The sequence below is a fragment of the Ligilactobacillus pabuli genome (genome assembly GCF_022836475.1).
Classification (GTDB): domain Bacteria; phylum Bacillota; class Bacilli; order Lactobacillales; family Lactobacillaceae; genus Ligilactobacillus; species Ligilactobacillus pabuli.
Map to the genome: position 1 here is coordinate 22926 of NZ_BQXH01000003.1, position 19702 is coordinate 42627.

The 19702-nt window shown below is 42.3% G+C and carries 21 protein-coding genes and 2 tRNA genes; all 23 read left to right on the forward strand.

All coding sequences use genetic code 11. The features are described from left to right. Window positions 1-104: 104 nt before the first annotated feature. The 23 genes from LPAF129_RS02090 (at window position 105) to LPAF129_RS02200 (ending at window position 19636) form a co-directional block, all read left to right on the forward strand. Window positions 105-473: a phage head-tail connector protein gene (locus LPAF129_RS02090; protein WP_265747147.1), complete on the forward strand. Its 369-nt coding sequence runs from the start codon at window positions 105-107 to the stop codon at window positions 471-473. Beyond that, window positions 463-771 (forward strand): hypothetical protein, encoded by a 309-nt coding sequence (locus LPAF129_RS02095; protein WP_244054505.1) that lies wholly within the window; start codon window positions 463-465, stop codon window positions 769-771. The genes LPAF129_RS02090 and LPAF129_RS02095 overlap by 11 nt, the downstream gene beginning before the upstream one ends. After that, window positions 771-1130 (forward strand): HK97-gp10 family putative phage morphogenesis protein, encoded by a 360-nt coding sequence (locus tag LPAF129_RS02100; protein ID WP_244054506.1) that lies wholly within the window; start codon window positions 771-773, stop codon window positions 1128-1130. Before LPAF129_RS02095 ends, LPAF129_RS02100 begins: the two co-directional genes overlap by 1 nt. Continuing rightward, window positions 1127-1522, forward strand: coding sequence for a tail completion protein gp17 (gp17, locus tag LPAF129_RS02105; protein ID WP_244054507.1), 396 nt, complete (start codon window positions 1127-1129; stop codon window positions 1520-1522). Before LPAF129_RS02100 ends, gp17 begins: the two co-directional genes overlap by 4 nt. A 2-nt stretch (window positions 1523-1524) precedes the next feature. Then, window positions 1525-2088, forward strand: a complete 564-nt coding sequence (locus LPAF129_RS02110) for a phage major tail protein, TP901-1 family (RefSeq protein ID WP_244054508.1) — start codon at window positions 1525-1527, stop codon at window positions 2086-2088. A 132-nt stretch (window positions 2089-2220) separates the two neighbouring features. Next, complete coding sequence (locus LPAF129_RS02115) at window positions 2221-2556, forward strand: tail assembly chaperone (protein WP_244054509.1); 336 nt, start codon at window positions 2221-2223, stop codon at window positions 2554-2556. Between the two features lie 86 nt (window positions 2557-2642). Further along, the gene (locus LPAF129_RS02120; RefSeq protein WP_244054510.1) at window positions 2643-2969 is read left to right on the forward strand and encodes a hypothetical protein; all 327 of its coding nucleotides are present in this window, start codon (window positions 2643-2645) and stop codon (window positions 2967-2969) included. Continuing rightward, the gene (locus tag LPAF129_RS02125; protein ID WP_244054511.1) at window positions 2970-6404 is read left to right on the forward strand and encodes a phage tail tape measure protein; all 3435 of its coding nucleotides are present in this window, start codon (window positions 2970-2972) and stop codon (window positions 6402-6404) included. Then, window positions 6404-7138, forward strand: coding sequence for a phage tail protein (locus LPAF129_RS02130; RefSeq protein ID WP_244054512.1), 735 nt, complete (start codon window positions 6404-6406; stop codon window positions 7136-7138). Before LPAF129_RS02125 ends, LPAF129_RS02130 begins: the two co-directional genes overlap by 1 nt. After that, on the forward strand, window positions 7138-8601 hold the full coding sequence (locus tag LPAF129_RS02135; RefSeq protein WP_244054513.1) for a phage tail protein: 1464 nt from the start codon (window positions 7138-7140) through the stop codon (window positions 8599-8601). Before LPAF129_RS02130 ends, LPAF129_RS02135 begins: the two co-directional genes overlap by 1 nt. Then, window positions 8601-10412 carry a GDSL-type esterase/lipase family protein gene (locus LPAF129_RS02140; protein ID WP_244054514.1) on the forward strand — a complete coding sequence of 604 codons (1812 nt, stop codon included), beginning with the start codon at window positions 8601-8603 and terminating at the stop codon, window positions 10410-10412. The genes LPAF129_RS02135 and LPAF129_RS02140 overlap by 1 nt, the downstream gene beginning before the upstream one ends. A gap of 329 nt (window positions 10413-10741) precedes the next feature. Next, window positions 10742-11143, forward strand: a complete 402-nt coding sequence (locus tag LPAF129_RS02145) for a hypothetical protein (protein WP_244054515.1) — start codon at window positions 10742-10744, stop codon at window positions 11141-11143. Then, window positions 11140-11451: a hypothetical protein gene (locus tag LPAF129_RS02150; RefSeq protein WP_244054516.1), complete on the forward strand. Its 312-nt coding sequence runs from the start codon at window positions 11140-11142 to the stop codon at window positions 11449-11451. The genes LPAF129_RS02145 and LPAF129_RS02150 overlap by 4 nt, the downstream gene beginning before the upstream one ends. Beyond that, window positions 11438-11680 carry a hypothetical protein gene (locus LPAF129_RS02155; protein ID WP_244054517.1) on the forward strand — a complete coding sequence of 81 codons (243 nt, stop codon included), beginning with the start codon at window positions 11438-11440 and terminating at the stop codon, window positions 11678-11680. The genes LPAF129_RS02150 and LPAF129_RS02155 overlap by 14 nt, the downstream gene beginning before the upstream one ends. Next, the gene (locus LPAF129_RS02160) at window positions 11661-12626 is read left to right on the forward strand and encodes a LysM peptidoglycan-binding domain-containing protein (RefSeq protein WP_244054518.1); all 966 of its coding nucleotides are present in this window, start codon (window positions 11661-11663) and stop codon (window positions 12624-12626) included. The genes LPAF129_RS02155 and LPAF129_RS02160 overlap by 20 nt, the downstream gene beginning before the upstream one ends. Before the next feature lie 172 nt (window positions 12627-12798). Beyond that, window positions 12799-13197: a hypothetical protein gene (locus tag LPAF129_RS02165; protein ID WP_244054519.1), complete on the forward strand. Its 399-nt coding sequence runs from the start codon at window positions 12799-12801 to the stop codon at window positions 13195-13197. 20 nt (window positions 13198-13217) lie between these two features. Continuing rightward, window positions 13218-13775: a hypothetical protein gene (locus tag LPAF129_RS02170; protein WP_244054520.1), complete on the forward strand. Its 558-nt coding sequence runs from the start codon at window positions 13218-13220 to the stop codon at window positions 13773-13775. Window positions 13776-14829: 1054 nt separating this feature from the next. Continuing rightward, window positions 14830-16296 (forward strand): peptide MFS transporter, encoded by a 1467-nt coding sequence (locus tag LPAF129_RS02175; protein ID WP_244054521.1) that lies wholly within the window; start codon window positions 14830-14832, stop codon window positions 16294-16296. 166 nt (window positions 16297-16462) lie between these two features. Next, window positions 16463-16548: transfer RNA gene (locus tag LPAF129_RS02180), tRNA-Tyr, on the forward strand. Between the two features lie 4 nt (window positions 16549-16552). After that, a tRNA-Gln gene (locus LPAF129_RS02185) sits at window positions 16553-16624 on the forward strand. 239 nt (window positions 16625-16863) lie between these two features. Beyond that, window positions 16864-17661, forward strand: coding sequence for a pyrroline-5-carboxylate reductase (proC, locus tag LPAF129_RS02190; RefSeq protein WP_244054522.1), 798 nt, complete (start codon window positions 16864-16866; stop codon window positions 17659-17661). A gap of 94 nt (window positions 17662-17755) precedes the next feature. Next, window positions 17756-18892 (forward strand): N-acetylglucosamine-6-phosphate deacetylase, encoded by a 1137-nt coding sequence (gene nagA, locus LPAF129_RS02195; RefSeq protein WP_244054523.1) that lies wholly within the window; start codon window positions 17756-17758, stop codon window positions 18890-18892. Between the two features lie 42 nt (window positions 18893-18934). After that, window positions 18935-19636, forward strand: a complete 702-nt coding sequence (locus LPAF129_RS02200) for a GntR family transcriptional regulator (RefSeq protein ID WP_244054524.1) — start codon at window positions 18935-18937, stop codon at window positions 19634-19636. Window positions 19637-19702 lie beyond the last annotated feature (66 nt).

The window sequence follows — 19702 nt, forward strand, 5'->3', positions numbered from 1 at the left end:
GGCTAGAGAAGGAGGCTAAACAGACTGAACCAGAACCGCCTGCTGAAGGTGAATAACATCAAACTAGAGACGAGGGATATGAAACGTATTAGGAGGTGTAAATATTGGAGTTAAGTGATTTAAAAACAATGCTCCAAATTGCTGATGATAAGCGTGATTCTATTCTTGAATTAATCAAGAAGAACACAGAACAGGCTTTGCGATTTAAACTCGGGTTGAAACCTAGTGATGATTTACCCACAGAGCTTGACTATATTACTTTAGAAGTCGGCATTAAACGTTACAACCGAATTGCGAACGAAGGCATGAGCCAATATTCGCAGGAAGGTGAAACGATCACGTTTAAATTGAACGACTTTGATGAGTTTGCCGATGACATTGATCAATGGAAGAATAACAACGATAAGAAGCCTAAATCATTAGGCGGTGTCGCTTTTATTAATCCATATGGTGGTGGTCAGCATGAGATTTAATAACAACGTTAAGTTTTACTCGGATGAAGCCGAGCACTACGACCCAACCAGCGGCGAATGGGTTGGCGGTGAGAAGTTAATCGCTGAAGTTATCGCCAACGTGACTGACTTAGGTACTAACCGCTCAGTAGCCTTATATGGTGATGTTAATATTCAAGCGTATGTAATTCGCACGATCAATCCAATTGATTACAATTGGAGCTATTGCACGATTGATGGAGGAAACACGCAGTATATTGCTAACACTAAACGAGTACCACTGAAGAACAATACCTTGATTGTAGGTGAGCGTAAGTAATGGCAAGAGTTAGTTATAGCATTAAAGGCTTGGACAAACTGGAGCAAGGTCTGCTGAAACGGGCACAAGTGGAAGCCATCAAGACGATCGTCAAAAAACATACGACTGAACTACAGCAGAAAGCAATGGCAAACGCCAGTTCAACTTATGTTAAAGGTTATTCAACTGGAGCAACTAAGAAGTCAATTGGTATCGGCTTTGAAGATGGTGGGCTAACTGGTATTACCGGTTTAGGGCTTAGCTACGATCCCTACCTAGAAACAGGAACCCGTTTCATGGCAGCCGAGCCATTGCTAAAGCCATTGTTTAATCAACGCAAGAACATGTTTATTTCAGAAATTAAGAAGGTGGTTGAATGAAATCACCAGAGCAATCACTGTTTGATTATTTTTATAGTCTATGTCTCAAACATAATTTGCCGACATTCGATTATCTACCAGCGGAAAAAGAAGCTGCTTATCCGTTTGTTTATATCGGGCAAACACAGACACAGGGACAAAACAATAAGTATAGTCGCAGCGATCACATCTTTCTCACTATTGATGTGTGGGGAGACAAAAAGCAAAGAAAGACTGTCAGTGAAATAGCTGATGGCCTTTTTAATTGTGCAATTGGAAGAATAAAAACTGCTGAATATGAGTTTTATGGGCGTTCCAATCAGCAATCTAAACAGATGATGATTGACACGAGCGTCCCTAATACGGTCTATCAGCGGGGGCATATAGAAATTGAAATGGAGGTAGTTTTATAAATATGGTTAAAGTATTAAAAGGTGAAAAAACCTTGCTGTTTGCACGTAGACATGCAGACGCAGCAACCAAAGAAATGCAGTTAGTACCGTATCAGACCGGATTAACATTTGACCCAAGTCGTGACAGTGATTCAACTGCCACAAAGAGCGGGTCTGTCAATACGACATCTAGTGTGGAAACTGACTTAGAAGTCAACTTCTTAAACAACACATCAGAAGTGGCAGACGTATTATTGCAAGCATTGTTCGATGGTACACAGATGGACATGGAGATTGTGCGTACTGATCGTCAGAATGATAAAGGTGAATATGAAGCATGGTATATGCAGGGCTCTGTGTCAGAAGATTCTAATGATAACGATGCAGACGATAGCTCAACACGTGATGTTTCTTTTGCAGTTGATGGCACGCCTAAGCACGGCTGGACGACATTTACGCCAGATCAGCAAGCTGATGTTGATTACTTGTTCAAGGGACTGGCTGCAGTTACTGACGAAGATAAAGACGGTGGCGGTACTGCATGGACAGACGCTGATAACGGCAAAGATGCTGATTCGGGAAAATAACAGCTCCGGCTAATGTCGTTGGTTCGGCAACAGTCGACGGCGCAATAATATCGGCTGACTAAACTAAGATGCTCGCCAGAGAAATAAACAATGCCGTAGTGCGGGGCGGGCATTAATTGGAGGAATTAAAACATGCAAATCAAAATTAACAATAAAGAAATTGAATTAAAGTTTGGCATCAAGATGATCAGAGAGCTTAACAATATTGCAGGGATGAAATTTAACGGTGCGCCTTTTGGTATGGCTATTGCTAAGGTTACTCCTGAATTAAAAATTGGTGACCCATCTGCATTATCTGATGTGATTTATGCAGCAACTTCTACAGTACAAATGGGACGCCCAAGTCATGATGATGTAGATGAATTCTTGGAATCTCAAAAAGATTTAGAGCCTATTTTCGATGAAGTTATTAAAGAAATGAATAAAGCTACTGTATTGAAAACTGCATTAAAAAACATGCAAGCCTAGACGAGGAACAATCAAAGACTAGCGAACAAACGTATCACGAAATAGTCTTGAATTGCTTAACTCGTCTAGGCTTTTCTGTCGGTCAAATGCACGAAATAGAGTGCTTGTCGTTGTCTGACTACTGGCTTGGCATGGAAGCCTATGCGATTAAGAAAACGCTAGAACGTGAAGATTTGGCGTTACAAGCATGGATGAACCAAACTGTGCAAGCAACTAAAGGCAGTGACAAGCATCCACAGCCTATGTATAAGAAGTTTGAAGACTTCTACGATGCCAATGAGCTGGAAGATAACATTCGGGGCGAATTTGAGCCCGATTATGTTTCAAAACATGCGATCGAGAAAAACGAACAAGATGAGATTCGCAGTCGCTGGGATGCGATTCAAAAAATGAGAGAAAGGAGGAATAAATAAGTGGAAAGTTATTCAGTTGAAGCTGTTTTAAAGGCTGTTGATAGTGGCTTTTCTGACACATTCAAAGAAGCTACTAAAACTGCTAGCTCGCTCTCTCAACGTGTGGGTGGGTCATTGCAGAAAGTCGGCAAGATGTCAACGATTACTGGCCTAGCTGTTGGTGCAGCAGCAGGCAAAGCAATTAAATCATATGGTGACTTCCAAGAAAGCATTAACAAGGCGGCGGTTATTGCCGGTTCAAGCAACAAGAAACTGAGCGGTAACATGAAAGATTTGGAAAAAGTTGCCTTGTCACTGGGGAAGACGTTGCCTATCTCAGCCGAAGATGCTGGGAATGCGATGGTTGAAATGGCGCGGAATGGTGCGTCAATTAAAGACTTGAAGAAAGAATTCCCTGCAATTGCCAAAGCTGCGGCAGTTTCTGGCGAAGATTTATCACAGACAGCCACGACCGTTCAGCAAGCAATGAACATCTGGGGTGGCGGTGCGAAGAATGCTGCTAAAGATTCAGCCACTCTGGCGATCGTTGCCAACAAGTCAAATGCTGAAATTGGCGATATGCAACAGGTATTCGCCAACGTTGGTACGACAGCGAAAAACATGGGCTACTCACTCAAAGATGTGGCAATTGCCGCAGGTGTTATGACTAACGCCGGTATTCCTGCCGCTCAAGCGTCAATGGATTTGAATCATGCGTTTGCCCAAATGGTTAAGCCATCTAAGACAGCTCAAGGTGAGATGAAGAAATTAGGCCTGTCATATACTAATGCTCAAGGCGAAATGAAACCACTCAAGACAATCATTCAAGATGTGGGCAAAGCCACTAAAGGAATGTCTGGAGCACAGAAAACTGCTGCTTTAAACATGTTGTTTGGTGCAGCAGGCGCTAAAGCAATGGCTCCGTTACTAGATTCAGTAGGCGACAAGGCTAAAAAGTCTGGTAAAGGTTGGGATAGTTTTAGTTCTGCCATTGATAAAGGCGCAGGATCAGCGAAGAAAGCTAATAAGTACCTGAGTGATAACTCACAGAATATGACTAAGAACGTGGGACAGTCACTTGCGCAGATGGCTGACGCATTCGATGCGTTAGTGAAGACTTCGATTGGTTCAATTGCTCCACAGATTAGGGCAGTTGCTGACGCTTTAGGAGATTTTGCAACTTGGCTAAACAATTCTAAAAGCCCACTTGCTGGCTTCGTTAAAAAGCTAATTGCTTTGAGTCCTGTAATTGCTGGCGTGTTGGTCGTCTTTGGATTATTAGCTAGCGGCGTTGGAAAATTAATCAAAGCATTCTCAAGTCCGGTCAAAGCCATCCAATCATTTGGAAAAGGTGCACAGACAGCCGGTAAGTTTGCCGGAGCGTCTGCTGGCCAGATTGCTGCAATGGGAGCTAAAGCATTAGGAATTGGTGCAGGAATTGGAATTGCTGCCGCAGGAATTGGCGTCTTTGCGATGGGTGTTGCTAAAATGGCAAGCACTGGTAAGTCTGGCCTGATTGCATTAGCAGCATTAACTGCTTCGATTGTGGTATTAGCCGGCACGTTTGCTTTGCTTAAAGGCCCATTGACTGCAGCGATTCCTGCAATGTTGGCGTTGTCAGTTGTTTTGATTGCCGTTGGTGCGGCGGCAATAATGACTGGTGCAGGAATGCAAATGCTAGCTAGCACTTTGCCAACCGTGTCGCAATATGGACTTAGCGCATCAGTTGGTTTTATTGCATTGGCAGGAGCGATGGTATTAATGGCACCTGCGTTGGTATTAGTTGCAGCAGGCTTGCTCGCTGTATCAGTACCATTAGCGGCGATTTCAATTGTGATTGTGGTTGTTGCTGCCGCGTTTACGGCCATGTCTTTAGCGTCTATTGCATTAGGAGCTGGTTTGATTCTAGTTGGTGCTGGTTTAGCAATCGTGTCAACAACACTTCCTGTATTGGCACAATATGGTTTACAAGCTGCATTAGCAATGACAGCATTAGGAGCTGCATCTATTGTTATGGGGGCCGCTTCGTTAGTGCTAGCCGCTGGCTTACTTGCCGTATCTATTCCACTAGCACTAATTGCAGTAACTCTAGTTGTTGCATCAGTCGCAGCATTAGCGTTCGGTGCAGCTATTATGCTGGTTGGTACAGGAACAATAATTGCTGGTGCTGGAATGGCGATGTTAGCAACAACATTACCGATAGTCGTTGCTAGTACGTTAATGGCAACCGCAGCATTAATGGCATTTTCAGCCACAATTCTAGTGACTACTGCAGCATCTTTGGCAGGTGCTGTTGGTTTAGCTGCATTAGGCGCAGCGGGGCTCGTCGCTGGGATTGGTCTTACTGCTGTTGGAGCAGCAGGGATGATTGCTGGCGTAGCGTTGGCACTTATCGCTGGAAGTATTGTTGTTGCCGCTGTCGGCGTGGTGGCTTTTGCTGTGGGAGTTACAAAAGCTGCAAAGCCGACTGGAACATTTGCTACTAATTTGCTTAAACTATCTGCCGCTGGTGTGGCGATGGCAGCCGGTGCCGCCGGAATTGCTGCCGCTGCAGCTGCAATTGGAGTGTTTGGTGCCGCCGTCGCATTGGTTGGTGGAAAGATTAAATCATTATCGTCCGCAGTCGTGTCAATGGATAATAACTTTGCGACAATGAAAGGACATGCTAATAGTGCCAAAAGTGCTGTGACAAGTTTTGGTTCTGCTACTGCTTCAGCAAAGTCACAGGTGAGTGGCTTTGCAAGTGGAGTAGCAAGCAGCATGTCACGTATGTCTTCTAGCGTTAAATCAGCAATGAATACCGCTAAGTCAGCTGTGCGCAGTAGTTTTGCAGGAATGAAGAGTGCTGCAAGTTCTGGTGCGTCTGGTATGGTTTCAGCCGTTCGTTCTAAGATGGCAAGCTTGAAGTCATCAGTTAGTTCTGCTATGCGTGGTGCTGCCAATTCAGCTCGTAGTGCTCGGGGAGCTTTTCAGTCAGCTGGGGGTTATGCTGCCGCTGGTATGAGTGCGGGTATTTTAGCACAACAAGGCTCAGTTATGGCAGCAGCCGCACGAGTTGCTTCGGCAGCCGCAGCAGCCGCACGTAAGAATCTGAAAATTCATTCACCTTCACGTGTTTTCTTTGATATTGGTGGGTTTACAACGGCTGGTTTTATTAATGGTATTGGTTCGATGGATCGTTCAGTCGTTAGTGCTGCTAACGGTATTGGTGATTTAGCGGCTAACGCTATTAGCAAACCAGTGAATGATTTAAACTCACGTGTCAACGGCTCATACAGCGGTTCACTGACGATGCAGGATAGCAGTCTGCAAATGCAGAATAACGCACTGCTGCGGGTGATTGCTAATAAGAATACTAATCTATACCTTGACGGTGACACTTTAGTCGGTGGCACTGCTGACCGTATAAACAATAATTTGGGGAATAAATCGCAATTAGAAGGGAGATGGAGTTAGTGGAGTATGGTTTTCACGATCTTTGTATTAGCAAAATCTTAGATCAGAACGAAAATATAACTGAAGGCTTTGAATTTGGTTCATTTAATTCAACCGAGAACAGCCTCTGGCTAGTCACACGTGACGCTCCAACTCCTGATGAGTTTGAAGTTCTTGAGACTGTCCCAGGAATGCAAGGTAGTTATGATTTTTCTGATTTAGGAACTGGTGAGCGATTTTTCCAAAACAGAGAGGTCAGTTATCAGTGCTTATTTATTTCCCAAGAATATATCGATCGTAAGACGATAGAGCATGAACTCAAACGTAAGTTAATGCCATTAGGCATACAGAATCTATATGACAGCCACATGCCAGTACACCATTGGCAAGGTAAATGCAAGTCTGTATCTGTGGACGATGATGCTAAATATGGCAAGCTAACGGTGACTGTTACGTTTAGTTGTTATCCTTTCGCCATTTCTAATTACGCTGAGGGCGACGACCTGTGGGATGATGTTTATTTCCCAGATTGGACCTTTTCAGAACAAAAATACTCAGTCAATGGTTTTAAAATCATTAATGTGCTGAACTCAGGTTCTAAATCAGTTCAGGCAGATTTAAAAATATCTGGAACTGTTCGTATTGAGGGAGATGTCGTTGCTGGCAAAGCTACGCTTAAGCGAGGACTTAACAGCTTTCAGATTATCGGAAATGGAACTATCGAGTTTATTTTCTATCGTGAGGAGATGTTCTGATGGCTTATAAAATTATTGGTTATAAGGATGTCTACGATAAAGACGGCTTTATTGTCTATGACCCGACAGTTAATCGGTTTATCAGCGAAGGAAAGCTCACCCTAAAAGAAAATGAAGTTGATGATTTAGTCTTAACCGTGAACCAAAACAGCCCCTTATTTGGGACCGTTGAACCAATGCAAACTATGGTGGATGTTTATGATGATAATGAGCTTATTTTTCGGGGGAGAGCTTTAAAACCGACTCGTCAAATGAAAGACAGTGGCCAGTTCATACAAAGCTTTACCTTTGAATCGATATTTTCTTATCTGATTGATTCAAACCAGACTTATGCAGAAATACACAATATGACGATTAAGCAGTTCTTTACCAAATTGATTGACTTTCACAATTCAAGAATGCCACCGCACAAACGTTTTGCGGTCAGAAATGTTAATGTGACCAATTCAACTGATAACGTCTATTATTATGTAGATTATGTCAGTACTTGGGATACTCTTAAAGACAAACTGCTAAGTCGTTTGGGTGGATATTTCCGCATGGAGTACAAGAATGGTGTTAACTATCTTGACTACATGCAAGATATTGGCAAAGACCATCTGAATGATACACCAATTCAATTCACTAAGAATATGCAGTCGGCTAGTGTGGAAGTTGACCCTACGCAAATCATCACTCGTCTGTTTCCTTATGGCGCTACGATTGAGGATGACGACCCTAACAATACAGCAGCATCTCGTCCAAGGATTGACATTAAGAGCGTTAACGACGGTTTCGACCACATTGACGATCCACAATTATTAGCTCAGTTTGGTGCAATAGACGGTTCGCAGATGTGGGACGATGTGCACGACCCTAAAATATTGCTGACTAAAGCTAAAGAGTGGTTAGCTCAACAGGGTACAGCAAAGCAAACGTATACAGTTACAGCACTAGAATTAAGAAATAGCGGTTATGATTCCTTTAAGGTGTCAGACCGCTATTTATTTGTTAATCCAAATGTTTCTGGGACGCAGTTGTTACGACTAACCCAGAAAGAAATCGACATTACACAGCCGTATAAGTCTACTTTGACGTTTGGTCCCAAGGTTCAAACATTGAGCCAATATCAGGCTGAAAACAAGCGGATGTCGGTGCAAGTTGATAACCTGCGTCACCAAGTTAACGGGTATAGCACGCGAATCGTTTCATTAAACGCCAAGGCTAAACAGCTGACCGATACTATTTCATCACAGCAAAGCATTATCGAGTCGGTTAAGAATGATGTTAATAATGCTGATTTAAATGGTATAAACGGAAAGCTTGCACAACTCCAAGGCACAACAGAATCAATTAAGAATCAAGTAGCTAACTTAGACTACGTATCGCAAAGTGTTTTTAACAGCTATAAAAATCAACAGCTACAAATTAACAATAATGTTGAAGCGAGATTACAGAAATTAGAAGGAGGTTCTACTTCCTAATGGAAATGGACAAAGTAGAAACTAGAGAAGATACACATTTTGATCAATCAAAATTAAACTCAATTGCTGAAATTAGTAACACTATCAGACATGACCCAAGCGCCTATTCAGTGCGTGGTGCAATGGCGCAGCAAGGAGAAGCGCTGGTAAAACTAATACAAGAAGAAGGGGGCAATCAGAGTGCCGAAGTTGCAGAAGCGCGTGGGAGTTTTGGAACGCTAGGGATGCGAGAATCTGCACAGGATAATGCAATTTATACCGCACAAAGTGATGCAGTTGCAGGCGTTCAGCAATCAACTGAAGCAATCAACTTAGCCAGAAACCTAAGCAGTGGTGGGCCCGCTGGAGTTTTTGATACAGTTAATGATTTAAAAAACGCCTTTCCAAGCGGTGATAGTCGTGTCTATCTTGTCTTAGCCGATGGTAAGGTTTATTACTACAGTTACACAAAAGGTTGGACTGCTGCAGTAGTATACCAGGCAACAGGATTGCCAGATAACGGAATCACTAGTTCCAAGCTGGCTTATAACGCACAATATGGCGAGATAGTTTGTGCCGGAATCTCAATCAGCCCTGAGAAAATGCAGGTTATCATTACTAACTGTTATCGGGTTACTTCAAGCATTTTGAGCTTTAACGTTAACAAAAGCATCACTGTTGCATTGACCCCTACCACTGCAACAGGCTTTTTTATTGCGTTTAATACTACAAATTCAACTTTCAGATCAACTACTAATATTTCTTCAATTACAAATGATGAAGTATATCTAGGTTGGCTATCGGTAACTCCTAGCGGGGTAACACACAATCTCCGTGGCAATAATGTCACAGTCGATAATGCTCCCGATTTGACAACTAATTTCGTAGTTGCCAGTCAAAAGCCAGCCATTGTTGATGTTGCAAATAAGACTATTGACTTCTCAAAGACAGGTGGATACTGTCGTGTATTCTATACTGATCAACAGTGGGTAGATTTAAAAGCCAAAAATCCTAGTCCAGTTGATATTTCTGCGAATGGTGCAAATAGCTCGTTTATATTTGTCAACAAGGACTCAGGAGTGGTTACTGCCGATTCGGGTATTAATAATAGAGGTAACCGTACACTCTTAGGATATATCACTTGGGGCGACTTTATGGAACACGATTTAGGAAGTTTGAGAGTCGAGTTTGTTGACTATCCGACTAAAGTTTCTGTCGGTGGGATGAGTTATGTTGCAATAGGCGACTCAATTACTGCTTCATATAATATTGTTAAATGGGCATCAATCGTTGCTGGTGCTTTGAACTTGCCAAGCATGCAGAATCTAGGCATAAAAGGCGCAACTTATTCAGTTAGAGATGGTCATGAAGATAGCGCAGTCGATAAGATCAACGATGTCAAAGGAGATCTAATCACAATTTCTTATGGTGTTAATGATTTCCATGCTGGCTTACCGTTGGGAACATTTGGCAGCAGTAATACTAAAGAATTATATGGGGCTTTAGATTATGTTTATTCAACAGTGATCGCAAACAATCCAAATTCTAGAATATTGGTTATCACTCCGATGAAGCAGCACGGGTATAATGAAGCACCCGATAGCTACACCAAGAACTCTCAAGGATTGCTACAAGCCGACTATGTGCAAGCTATTAAAGAAGTTGCTGGTAAGTATGCTCTACCAGTTATTGATATGTATAACAACTCTGGTATGTCACCGTTCAGCGAAGCACAAGCAACTCAATATTTTCGCGATGGTCTGCATCCTAATCAGGCTGGAGAGTATGTTTACGCTCGAAAAATTGTAGAAGCTATTAAATCATTGAGCTAAATTGTGATGATTGTTAGAGCAACAAAAACGCAAGAGCATCTATATTTACGTGGCTAAATTCACCATATTTTTGTATTATTGAGATTGAGGTGAATGAAATGATTAGTGCTTTGTTGTTTTATATAAATAATTTTATTTTTTGTTGGTACTAATAAAATAAAGGAGATATCTCAGACTAAGTATCAATTGAACAAATTTTTGGTTAAATACGTTAATAAGTTACAAGAAAGCAGCGGAGAATAAATAGATTTAATAGTTTTAATTGCGATTTTTATGTGAAATCCACAGTACGCAAGGGCGGCTATTATATAGAAGGGAGATGATGTGATGTGAAACTAGGCAATCGTTTGTTGCACAATCGGTTTATTCTCAGCAGGTCACTGCTAACGATAATCTGGGCGGTCTATGTGGCAATGCGCTTGATTGATTTCGGTGGGTCTATCCCGAAGACTGACGGGACGTTTATCTTGTATAATACGGTCAATTCTGGGCTGATTTACGGCTTTAGTATTGTTGGGCTTCTGGGACTGTGGTCGAGCTTATCGCCCCACTATATGCCTAAATTAAAGGTTTGGGTATTGATTGTAATGTTAATGATGTGGACTGCATTGGCAGTCTTTTTTGTTATCAAAGATGTGACTGTGACTGGTTTCGTGACGTTTTCGAGTATCTTGATTTGTTCAGTCGCACTTAGCATCTTGATTGAACTTGAGGTAGGTGAAGCAGTGTGAATATTGACCCACAGTTGGGGGCAGTTATCATTGCAATCATTTCGGGGCTGGGTGGGTGGTATGCGAACAAGAGCAAGCGAGTTTCGTCCACAGAAACAGTCTATGCCGAGCATACTCAAGACCTGTGGGCTCGTTTGGACAAACTCAGTAATGAGCTTAACTCGGTCACACAAGAACGGAACCAGTTGCAGATTCAGGTTGAACAATTGAGTGCACAAATCGAAGACCAGAGCAAGATGATTGGAAACCTACAATTAGAAGTTAGAAAACTGACTAACAGATTGGAGAGCAAGAATGAAGAAACCTAACTTTAATTACCATAGTTATAAAGCATGGGTCACACTAGCGATGGCAGTCGTGTCCGCTGGCTTAGCAATTTTGAAAGTCTGTGGCATTGAGGTCACGCCAGAACAAACTAAAGACGTGACGCTGATTATCACCACAGTTCTTAACGTGGCGGTCGCAGCAGGTATTATCTATGGCCCGATGGACAAACAGGATAAGGGAGATGATAATAATGACAATCACAGCAATTGATGTCGCTAGTTACCAGACAGTAGCTCAGGCAGTCGACAAACGGGCACAAGCGACAATCGTTAAGGCCACACAAGGAACTGGGTACGTCAACCCACTATGCGACCGCCAGTATCAGGCAGCAAAAAAGGCTGGAAAATTATTGGGGGTCTATCACTATGCTGGTGGTGGGAATGCCACAGCCGAAGCTGATTACTTCTTGAAGAATATTAAAGGCTACATCGGGCAGGCAATGTTAATTCTTGACTGGGAGCGTGGCGAAAATAGCGCCTATGGCAATGGCAAATGGGCGAACGATTTCATTGATCGTGTGCACGCGAAGACAGGAGTTTGGTGTGTGCTGTATACTGGCTCAGAAGGTGCTGGACAATGTGCCCCGTATTTGAAGAATAAGGCAGGCTTGTGGTTGGCTGGTTATCCGTACCAGAATTATCCAAGCTTCACACCGCCAGCTCAGAGCGTGTTTAAATCGCTCTATAACACCCACGGCATGAACTTAGTCGGTTGGCAGTATAGTTCGACTGGCATTGACCATTCAGTTTTCTACCTGACCGAAGCACAGTGGAAGAAGTATGCGAACCCGAAAAGTAAGCCTGCCAAGCCCATTGCTCCAAACAAACCTGCTAAGAAACCAGCTCCAAAGCCTAAGCCAGTAACGACATACACAGTTCAAGCTGGTGACACGTTAAGCGGAATCGCTGCCAAATACGGTATTTCCACGCAGAATCTAGCTAGTCTGAACGCCATCACTAACCCGAACTTCATTCGAGTTGGCCAGAAGTTAAAGGTTAATGGCAAAGCTAAGCCTGCTAGAGTGTACACCGTTGTTAATGGTGACAATCTCAGCACGATTGCTAAACGGCTGGGAACAACAGCCGACCGTCTGGCTAGACTAAATGGAATTGTTAATAAGAATTTAATTTACGCTGGTCAGAAACTCAAATATTAATGTATAATAGCTAAAGGCGGTCCAATATCCCGCCTACGTTATACTTTGCGCTCACCTTAATTGGTGGGCGTTATTTTTTTGCACTTTTTTTAAAAAACTTCTATATTTCTATTGACTAATACGCTATAACGTATTATACTATAGTCAAGGTTAAGGAAAGGAAGTAATCAGAATGAAGCATTTAGAAAACATGTTCGGAAAAGTCTTAGACCAAGCAGGCATCTTCAAACAAGCACACCAATGGACTAGAAAAGCTTTTTCAGAAGGCCGTGCAGAAGGTTCTTACCAAGCATGGTTTGCTGAATTCTTGCGTCGCTCATACGCTCGCAACAACAGCATCAAGGGCGACTACAAAGAATACAAAGAATGCAAGAACCGTCCGGACTATATCGAAGATGTGCCAACATGGTTACTTTCTAAGAACCTTAACCAGCAAGAATGGCAAGCAGTACAGACAGCTTATGCAAGCGAAACAGTTCGCGAAACACTCAAAGCTAAGTTAATTGCGTTTAGCACAGACTTCGGTCGTATCACTTGCTGGGTGCCAAAATCAGTTATCAAAGCAGCTTAATCAAAAAAGGAGAAAATAACATGCAAAATATTTTAGATCGTTACCTTAACAGTAAAAGTACAGTACGTTACCGTATTTCAAAGAAAGAGAATATCAGTGCATCCACATTGCAGAGTGCGGCGGACGCTTTCGACAAAGACGGCATGAATGCGAAAGTTGCAGTTAAGACAATCACTGCGATTGCCCATTATCTGCACAAGACACCCGGACAGGTGCTAGACGGAATCAAAGAATTTATCGAAAAAGGCGAGAAGACATTGGCTTATGCAATTGAGTTCACTGCTGACGATCAAACTTACTCCACTTCGTTTGAGATGGAACCATTGACCGATGATAATGTTCAGTACGTCGATAATGTGGGTGATGTTGGCGTAGCTTTGGTTGACATCTTCAAGACACACGATGGTCTTATTGACGGTGACAAGGACCAAGATGACGGGTTTGAAGCTTATTACTCTGAGAAAGACATGCTTAGTGATGATAATGTTCGAGCATGGTTCCTGAAACTGATTGAGCACTCTTATCCTGACGCAGAGATTACCGAATTCACCAACGAGACTGAATTTCTGAATAAATAAAAAATAGCCCGCCGGAGATTATCCAGCGGGTTTTATTAAAGTGCAACAAAAAGTGCAACAACTTCATTTCTTCTAATGGTTTTTAATGTGTTATTTTCAAACGTTTCCTATTATATAGCCTTTTAATTTGTTTTAATTCCATCTACATCGACTGCAGCCGGCATAAAAAGTGCCTGAGGTCTAATTAGATAGTAAATCAATGAAAGGTTCTTCGATCAGAGATGATGGGGAGCTTTTTTTGTACTTGAAAACTGCTTACGCTTAAACGGCACCTGCCTCATTTTAACTGATCGGCGAATTTGGCGAGGAAAAATGGTGAGGGGGGAAGTGTGAATTAACTAATTTAGCGAGCTAAGTGGCAGAAAAGGCGGTTGTGAATCCACTTAGTGGGCCCGGACAACCACTGAGCAATACTGGCAACAGCTTTAAATTGTTGTCTTAAAACTTAACCTCAACAGCTCCAGGCATGAAACAAAAAGTGTACTGGTGAATAGTCGGGGATGAGCTATTACAAGTAATTAATACCACAGGAATCAACATGCGTCTTAACAGAGACACTCAGACGTTGATTGAGCTTAATCAGCAAAGCAGACGGGCCGAGACAGTGTCTTGTAATGGATGTCAGCAGTGGCCGATCAGGAATTGATTGCGAAATTGGTTTAAAAAAACAGGGAAAATGAGCGCTAATGGTTGGTGATAAACCATTAAAATGGTCAAAAAAAAGACACGAACGATTTTTTTGTTTCTGAGTAGGGAATAATAAAAAAATATCAAATAAAATTTATTAATATTTTGAAAACGTTTTTTTGAAATGCAATTAATCAAAAAATAGGAAATTAAAATAGAACAGTGTGATTATAGTGATTTTTCGCTAAAAATAATAACAATACCGTTAACTTAAAATGAATTAAACATGAGTAAAACTGACAATGAATATTAATAGTTGGTGAGCCTGATTGACGAATTAATTATTAAAATTTATAATAGTTAATGTTATTTAATTTTATTTAAATGAATAAAACCCTTCGGGGGAAATTTGGAGGAATTTTATCAAATGAGTGGTAGTAAAGAACCATCATTTCTTGGACATCCACGTGGACTTTCTACGCTGTTCTTTACTGAAATGTGGGAAAGATTCAGTTACTATGGTATGCGTGCCATCTTGCTGTATTATATGTATTTTGCCATTAGCAAGGGCGGCCTTGGCTTTGATAAGGGAACTGCAGCTTCGATCATGTCGATTTATGGTTCACTAGTTTATTTATCTAGTGTGCTTGGCGGCTTTATCAGTGACCGTTTGTGGGGGCCACGCCGAACTGTCTTTATTGGTGGTATCTTGATCATGATCGGGCATATCGTCTTAGCAACACCATTTGGTGCGACAGCCTTATTTATTTCAATTGGCTTGATCGTCATCGGGACTGGGTTATTAAAACCTAATGTTTCTGAAATGGTCGGTGGTTTGTACGCTGAAGATGATCCTCGCCGCGATTCTGGTTTCAACATTTTTGTGTTTGGAATCAACATGGGTGCTTTCTTAGCTCCATATATTGTCGGTTGGTTAGGTCAAAACGTTAACTTCCATTTAGGCTTTTCATTAGCTGCGATCGGAATGTTCTTCGGCTTAGTTCAGTATGTGATGGATGGTAAGAAGTATCTGACTAAAGAAAGTCTGTATGCTTCAGATCCAATTCAACCAGAAGAAACTAAATCATTAGTTAAAAAAGTAACTTTAGGTGTCATTGCAATTATCTTGATCTTTGTGATCATGGCTTTGTTTAAGATGTTTAACATCAATAACATTATTAACTTATTAAGTATCTTTGCAGTGTTATTGCCAGTCGGCTACTTTATTTCAATGTTGACCAGCAAAAAGGTTAACAAAACGGAACGTTCACGTGTGTGGGCTTATGTTCCATTGTTTGTAGCGTCGATCTTATTCTGGTCAATTGAAGAACAAGGTTCAGTTGTTTTAGCCTTGTTTGCCCAGGACCAAACTAGATTGTCAATTGGCGGCTTTGGTTTCCCAGCTAGCTGGTTCCAAAGTGCTAACCCATTGTTTATCATGCTGTACACTCCATTCTTCGCCTTATTATGGACGAAGTTGGGTAAAAAACAGCCTTCATCAGGTAAGAAGTTCTCCTACGGACTCTTCTTTTCTGGGGCATCCTTCTTATGGATGATGTTGCCAATTATGTTGCATGGTACTAACACTAAGGTCAGCCCATGGTGGTTGATCGCTAGTTGGGCCTTAGTCATTATCGGTGAAATGCTGATCTCACCAATTGGCTTGTCCGTGACAACTAAGTTAGCTCCAAAGGCGTTCCAGTCACAGATGATGAGTATGTGGTTCTTAGGTGACGCAGCTGCTCAAGCAATTAACGCACAGATCGTGCGCTTGTATACACCAGCAAATGAAATGATGTACTTCGGTATTATTGGTGCTGTAGCAATCATCTTTGGCTTCGTCTTATTATTCTTCGTACCAAAGATCGAAAAATTGATGGTTGGCGTTAAATAAATCTAAAATTAAGCTTTATTTCATGTTAGTAGTGCTAAGCTGCAGCGTGAAATAAAGCTTTTTTGTTTAAATTCAAATTTTTTTATACCTTTTTGGAAATATCCCTTGCATTTTAGTGCCAAAGAGGTTATCATAATTAAGTCGGATGATTGCTGACGACATTTATGGAAGGGTAGCGAAGTCTGGCTAAACGCGGCGGACTGTAAATCCGCTCCTTCGGGTTCGGTGGTTCGAATCCACTCCCTTCCACCATTATTGGGGTATAGCCAAGCGGTAAGGCATCGGGTTTTGATCCCGTGATTCGCTGGTTCGAATCCAGCTATCCCAATCGATCGGTAACTAAGAAAAGCTTTCAGATCTTTGTTAAGAAGATTTGGAAGCTTTTTTTGAACATAAATTTCTGGCTGGGTCTTCGTTCCCTGATCTTGTGGGCTAATTTCAGCTCGTTGTTGTTTAGCTGCCAAATTTGCTGAGTGCACAAAGATTCCATCTGTCCGGATGTTTGTTATAATCAAGGTAAGTGAGGCGCGATTAACACAGTCAGATTTAGTGAGGAGTTTTGTTAAGATGAAATTAGGGTTTATTGGTGTTGGTAATATGGCAAAGGCCATTATTGAAGGTTTGCTTGCTGCAGGCAAAGTTGCTCCGGCAGATATTTATATTCATAGTGCCCATGCGGCAAATTATGAAAGCTATGCGGCAGAAAAAGGGCTGACGGCTTGCAAGGATAATACGGCGGTTGCTTTGGAAGCAGATTATGTTTTTCTGGCGGTCAAACCATTAACGGCAGGAGAGGTCTTGCGCGAAATTGCAGATTATTTAGTTGAAGCAAAGCCAGTCGTTGTTTCCATGGTCAGTGGGGTTTCTTTGACGGAATTGACAGACTTTATCGGTGCTCCGGAAGTTGAAGTAGTGCGGATCATGCCAAACGTTAACGTTGCAATTTCAGAGGGCATGACAGCGATGGTTGCTAACGATGCGGTCAGTGATGAACATTACCAAGAATTAACTGCAGTTTTAAACCAATTAGGGCAAACAACCAATTTGCCGGAAGCGGATTTCTCGACCTTCGTGGCCTTAGCGGGCAGTTCGCCAGCTTTTGTGTACTTCTATATTGATTCAATGGCGAAGGCTGGAGTTAAGTATGGTTTGAAAAAGGACCAGGCAGTCCAAGTTGCGGCTCAGGCAGTTTTAGGCAGTGCTAAAAACGTTCTGCAAAGTTCTAAGAGTCCAATGGATCTAGTCGACGATGTTTGTTCACCAGGCGGCACGACTATTGCCGGTTTGTTAGCGATGGAAGAAGCAGGCTTTATGCGTTCTGTGGTCCGTGGAATTGATGCAACGATCGCTAAGGACCAAGAATAAGTCATAAAAAGCTCGAATTCTACGTAGGCAAAGCTTGAAATTTTGGTATATACCGATTATGATAGAAGTATCGAAACCGAATGGGGTGTAAGAAATGAGCAAAGTATTAAAGCATGCAGTTATTTATACGGGTGAAGAAAAAATCACTGACGGCTACCTGCGTTTCACGGATCGAATCGAAAATGTCGGACCAATGAGCGAGTTTGCTCCGCAAGCAGGCGATAGTGAGATCATTGATTTAGCTGGGAAAATTGTTGTTCCTGGTTTTATTGACGTTCATAGCCACGGTGGGTACAGTTTTGACGCCATGGACGGTAACGCCGACCAATTGAATGAAATGGTCAACGACATGGTCTATGAAGGTGTCACGAGCTATTTTGCCACAACAATGACTCAGTCAAACGAAAACATTGACCAAGCAATGGTCGCTGTGAATGAAGCAATGCAAAAAAATCCGGTGATCTTGGGTGCGCATTTGGAAGGGCCATTTGTTGCCCTTGATTTTAAAGGAGCACAGCCGCCAGAATATATTAAAGATCCAGATGCTAAGCTGCTGGCACATTGGAATGAATTAGCCGGCGGTAACATCAAAATGATCACTTACGCTCCAGAACATCCAGGCACAGCCGAATTTGAGGACTACTGTTTGTCACACGGCATTGTTCCTTCAGCTGGGCATAGTAACGCCACTAGAGCGCAAATGAAGGCTTCTAAGGCTAGTCACGTCACACACTTGTATAATGCGCAACGTGAGTTCAAACACCGCGAACCAGGTGTGACTGGACATGCCTTGTTGGAAGATAATATTTATTGTGAAATTATCGCTGACGGGTTCCATGTAGTTCCAGATATGATCAAATTGGCCTATGAGTTAAAGGGCCCAGACAAGTTAGAGTTAGTGACCGACTCAATGCGTGCCAAGGGGATGCCTGAGGGAATCTCTGAATTGGGTGGTCAAAAAGTGATTGTTAAAGATAAACAAGCCAGACTTGAAGCCGGCAACCTCGCTGGTTCTGTCTTGGAATATAACGATGCTTTTGTTAACATTATGAAATTTACCGGCTGCGGGATCGAAGAAGCAGTCAAAATGTCTTCAGTTAACCAGGCCAAAGAATTTGGTTTAACTGCTAAAGGCAGTTTGCAGGTCGGAAAAGATGCCGATCTGAATGTTTTTGACGAAAATATGAAGCTCGACAGAACTTATAGTTTCGGACGGTTGTTTAAAAAATAACAGTTGGGAAGATCAACTGATAATAGGGAGTAGGGTTGCCAAGTGAGTTCGCCAATATATATACAAATTCATAACAAAATCAAGCAGACTATTGAATCTGGCAAGTGGAAAGTCGGGGACCGGATTCCAGCAGAAAGAGAGTTAGCCGTTCATTTTGGGGTGAGTCGGATGACCTTACGCCAAGCGGTCCAGACCTTAGTTGATGAGGGGATCTTAGAACGGCATGTCGGTTCTGGCACTTTTGTCGCACGGCAAAAAGTTCAAGAACGGATGTCATCTGGGGTCACGAGTTTTACGGAAATTATTGAGTCTGAGGGAAAACAGGCCTCAAGCAAGACAATTTCATATCTAGTCACGACTCCTTCGATCTCTGAAAGTGAGCGTTTAGACCTTGCTGCAGGAGAAAAGGTCTTACGGATGGAGCGGATCAGATATGCAGATGACCTGCCAATTTGTTTTGAAGTGGCAACTTTACCTTATAACCTGATCAAAGATTATGCACGTTCCCAGATCTCGACTTCGCTTTACCGGACACTGGCCGAAAACGGCTTGGAGATCGGACATGCTGAACAAAATATTTCTGCAACCTTAGCGCCAGAGCGAATTGCAGAGTATTTAGATGTTAAGCGCGGGGCTGCGATCTTGCGTTTGCGTCAAACGACGCGCTTAAAGGATGGCCGGCCCTTTGAATATGTGCGGACCCAGTATGTGGGCGAACGCTTCGAATTCTTTTTAGCAAAATAATCTGACCGTTGTTTTCTGGTCACAAAAAAGACAGTTCCACCAATCAGTTGCTGATTGAGGGAGCTG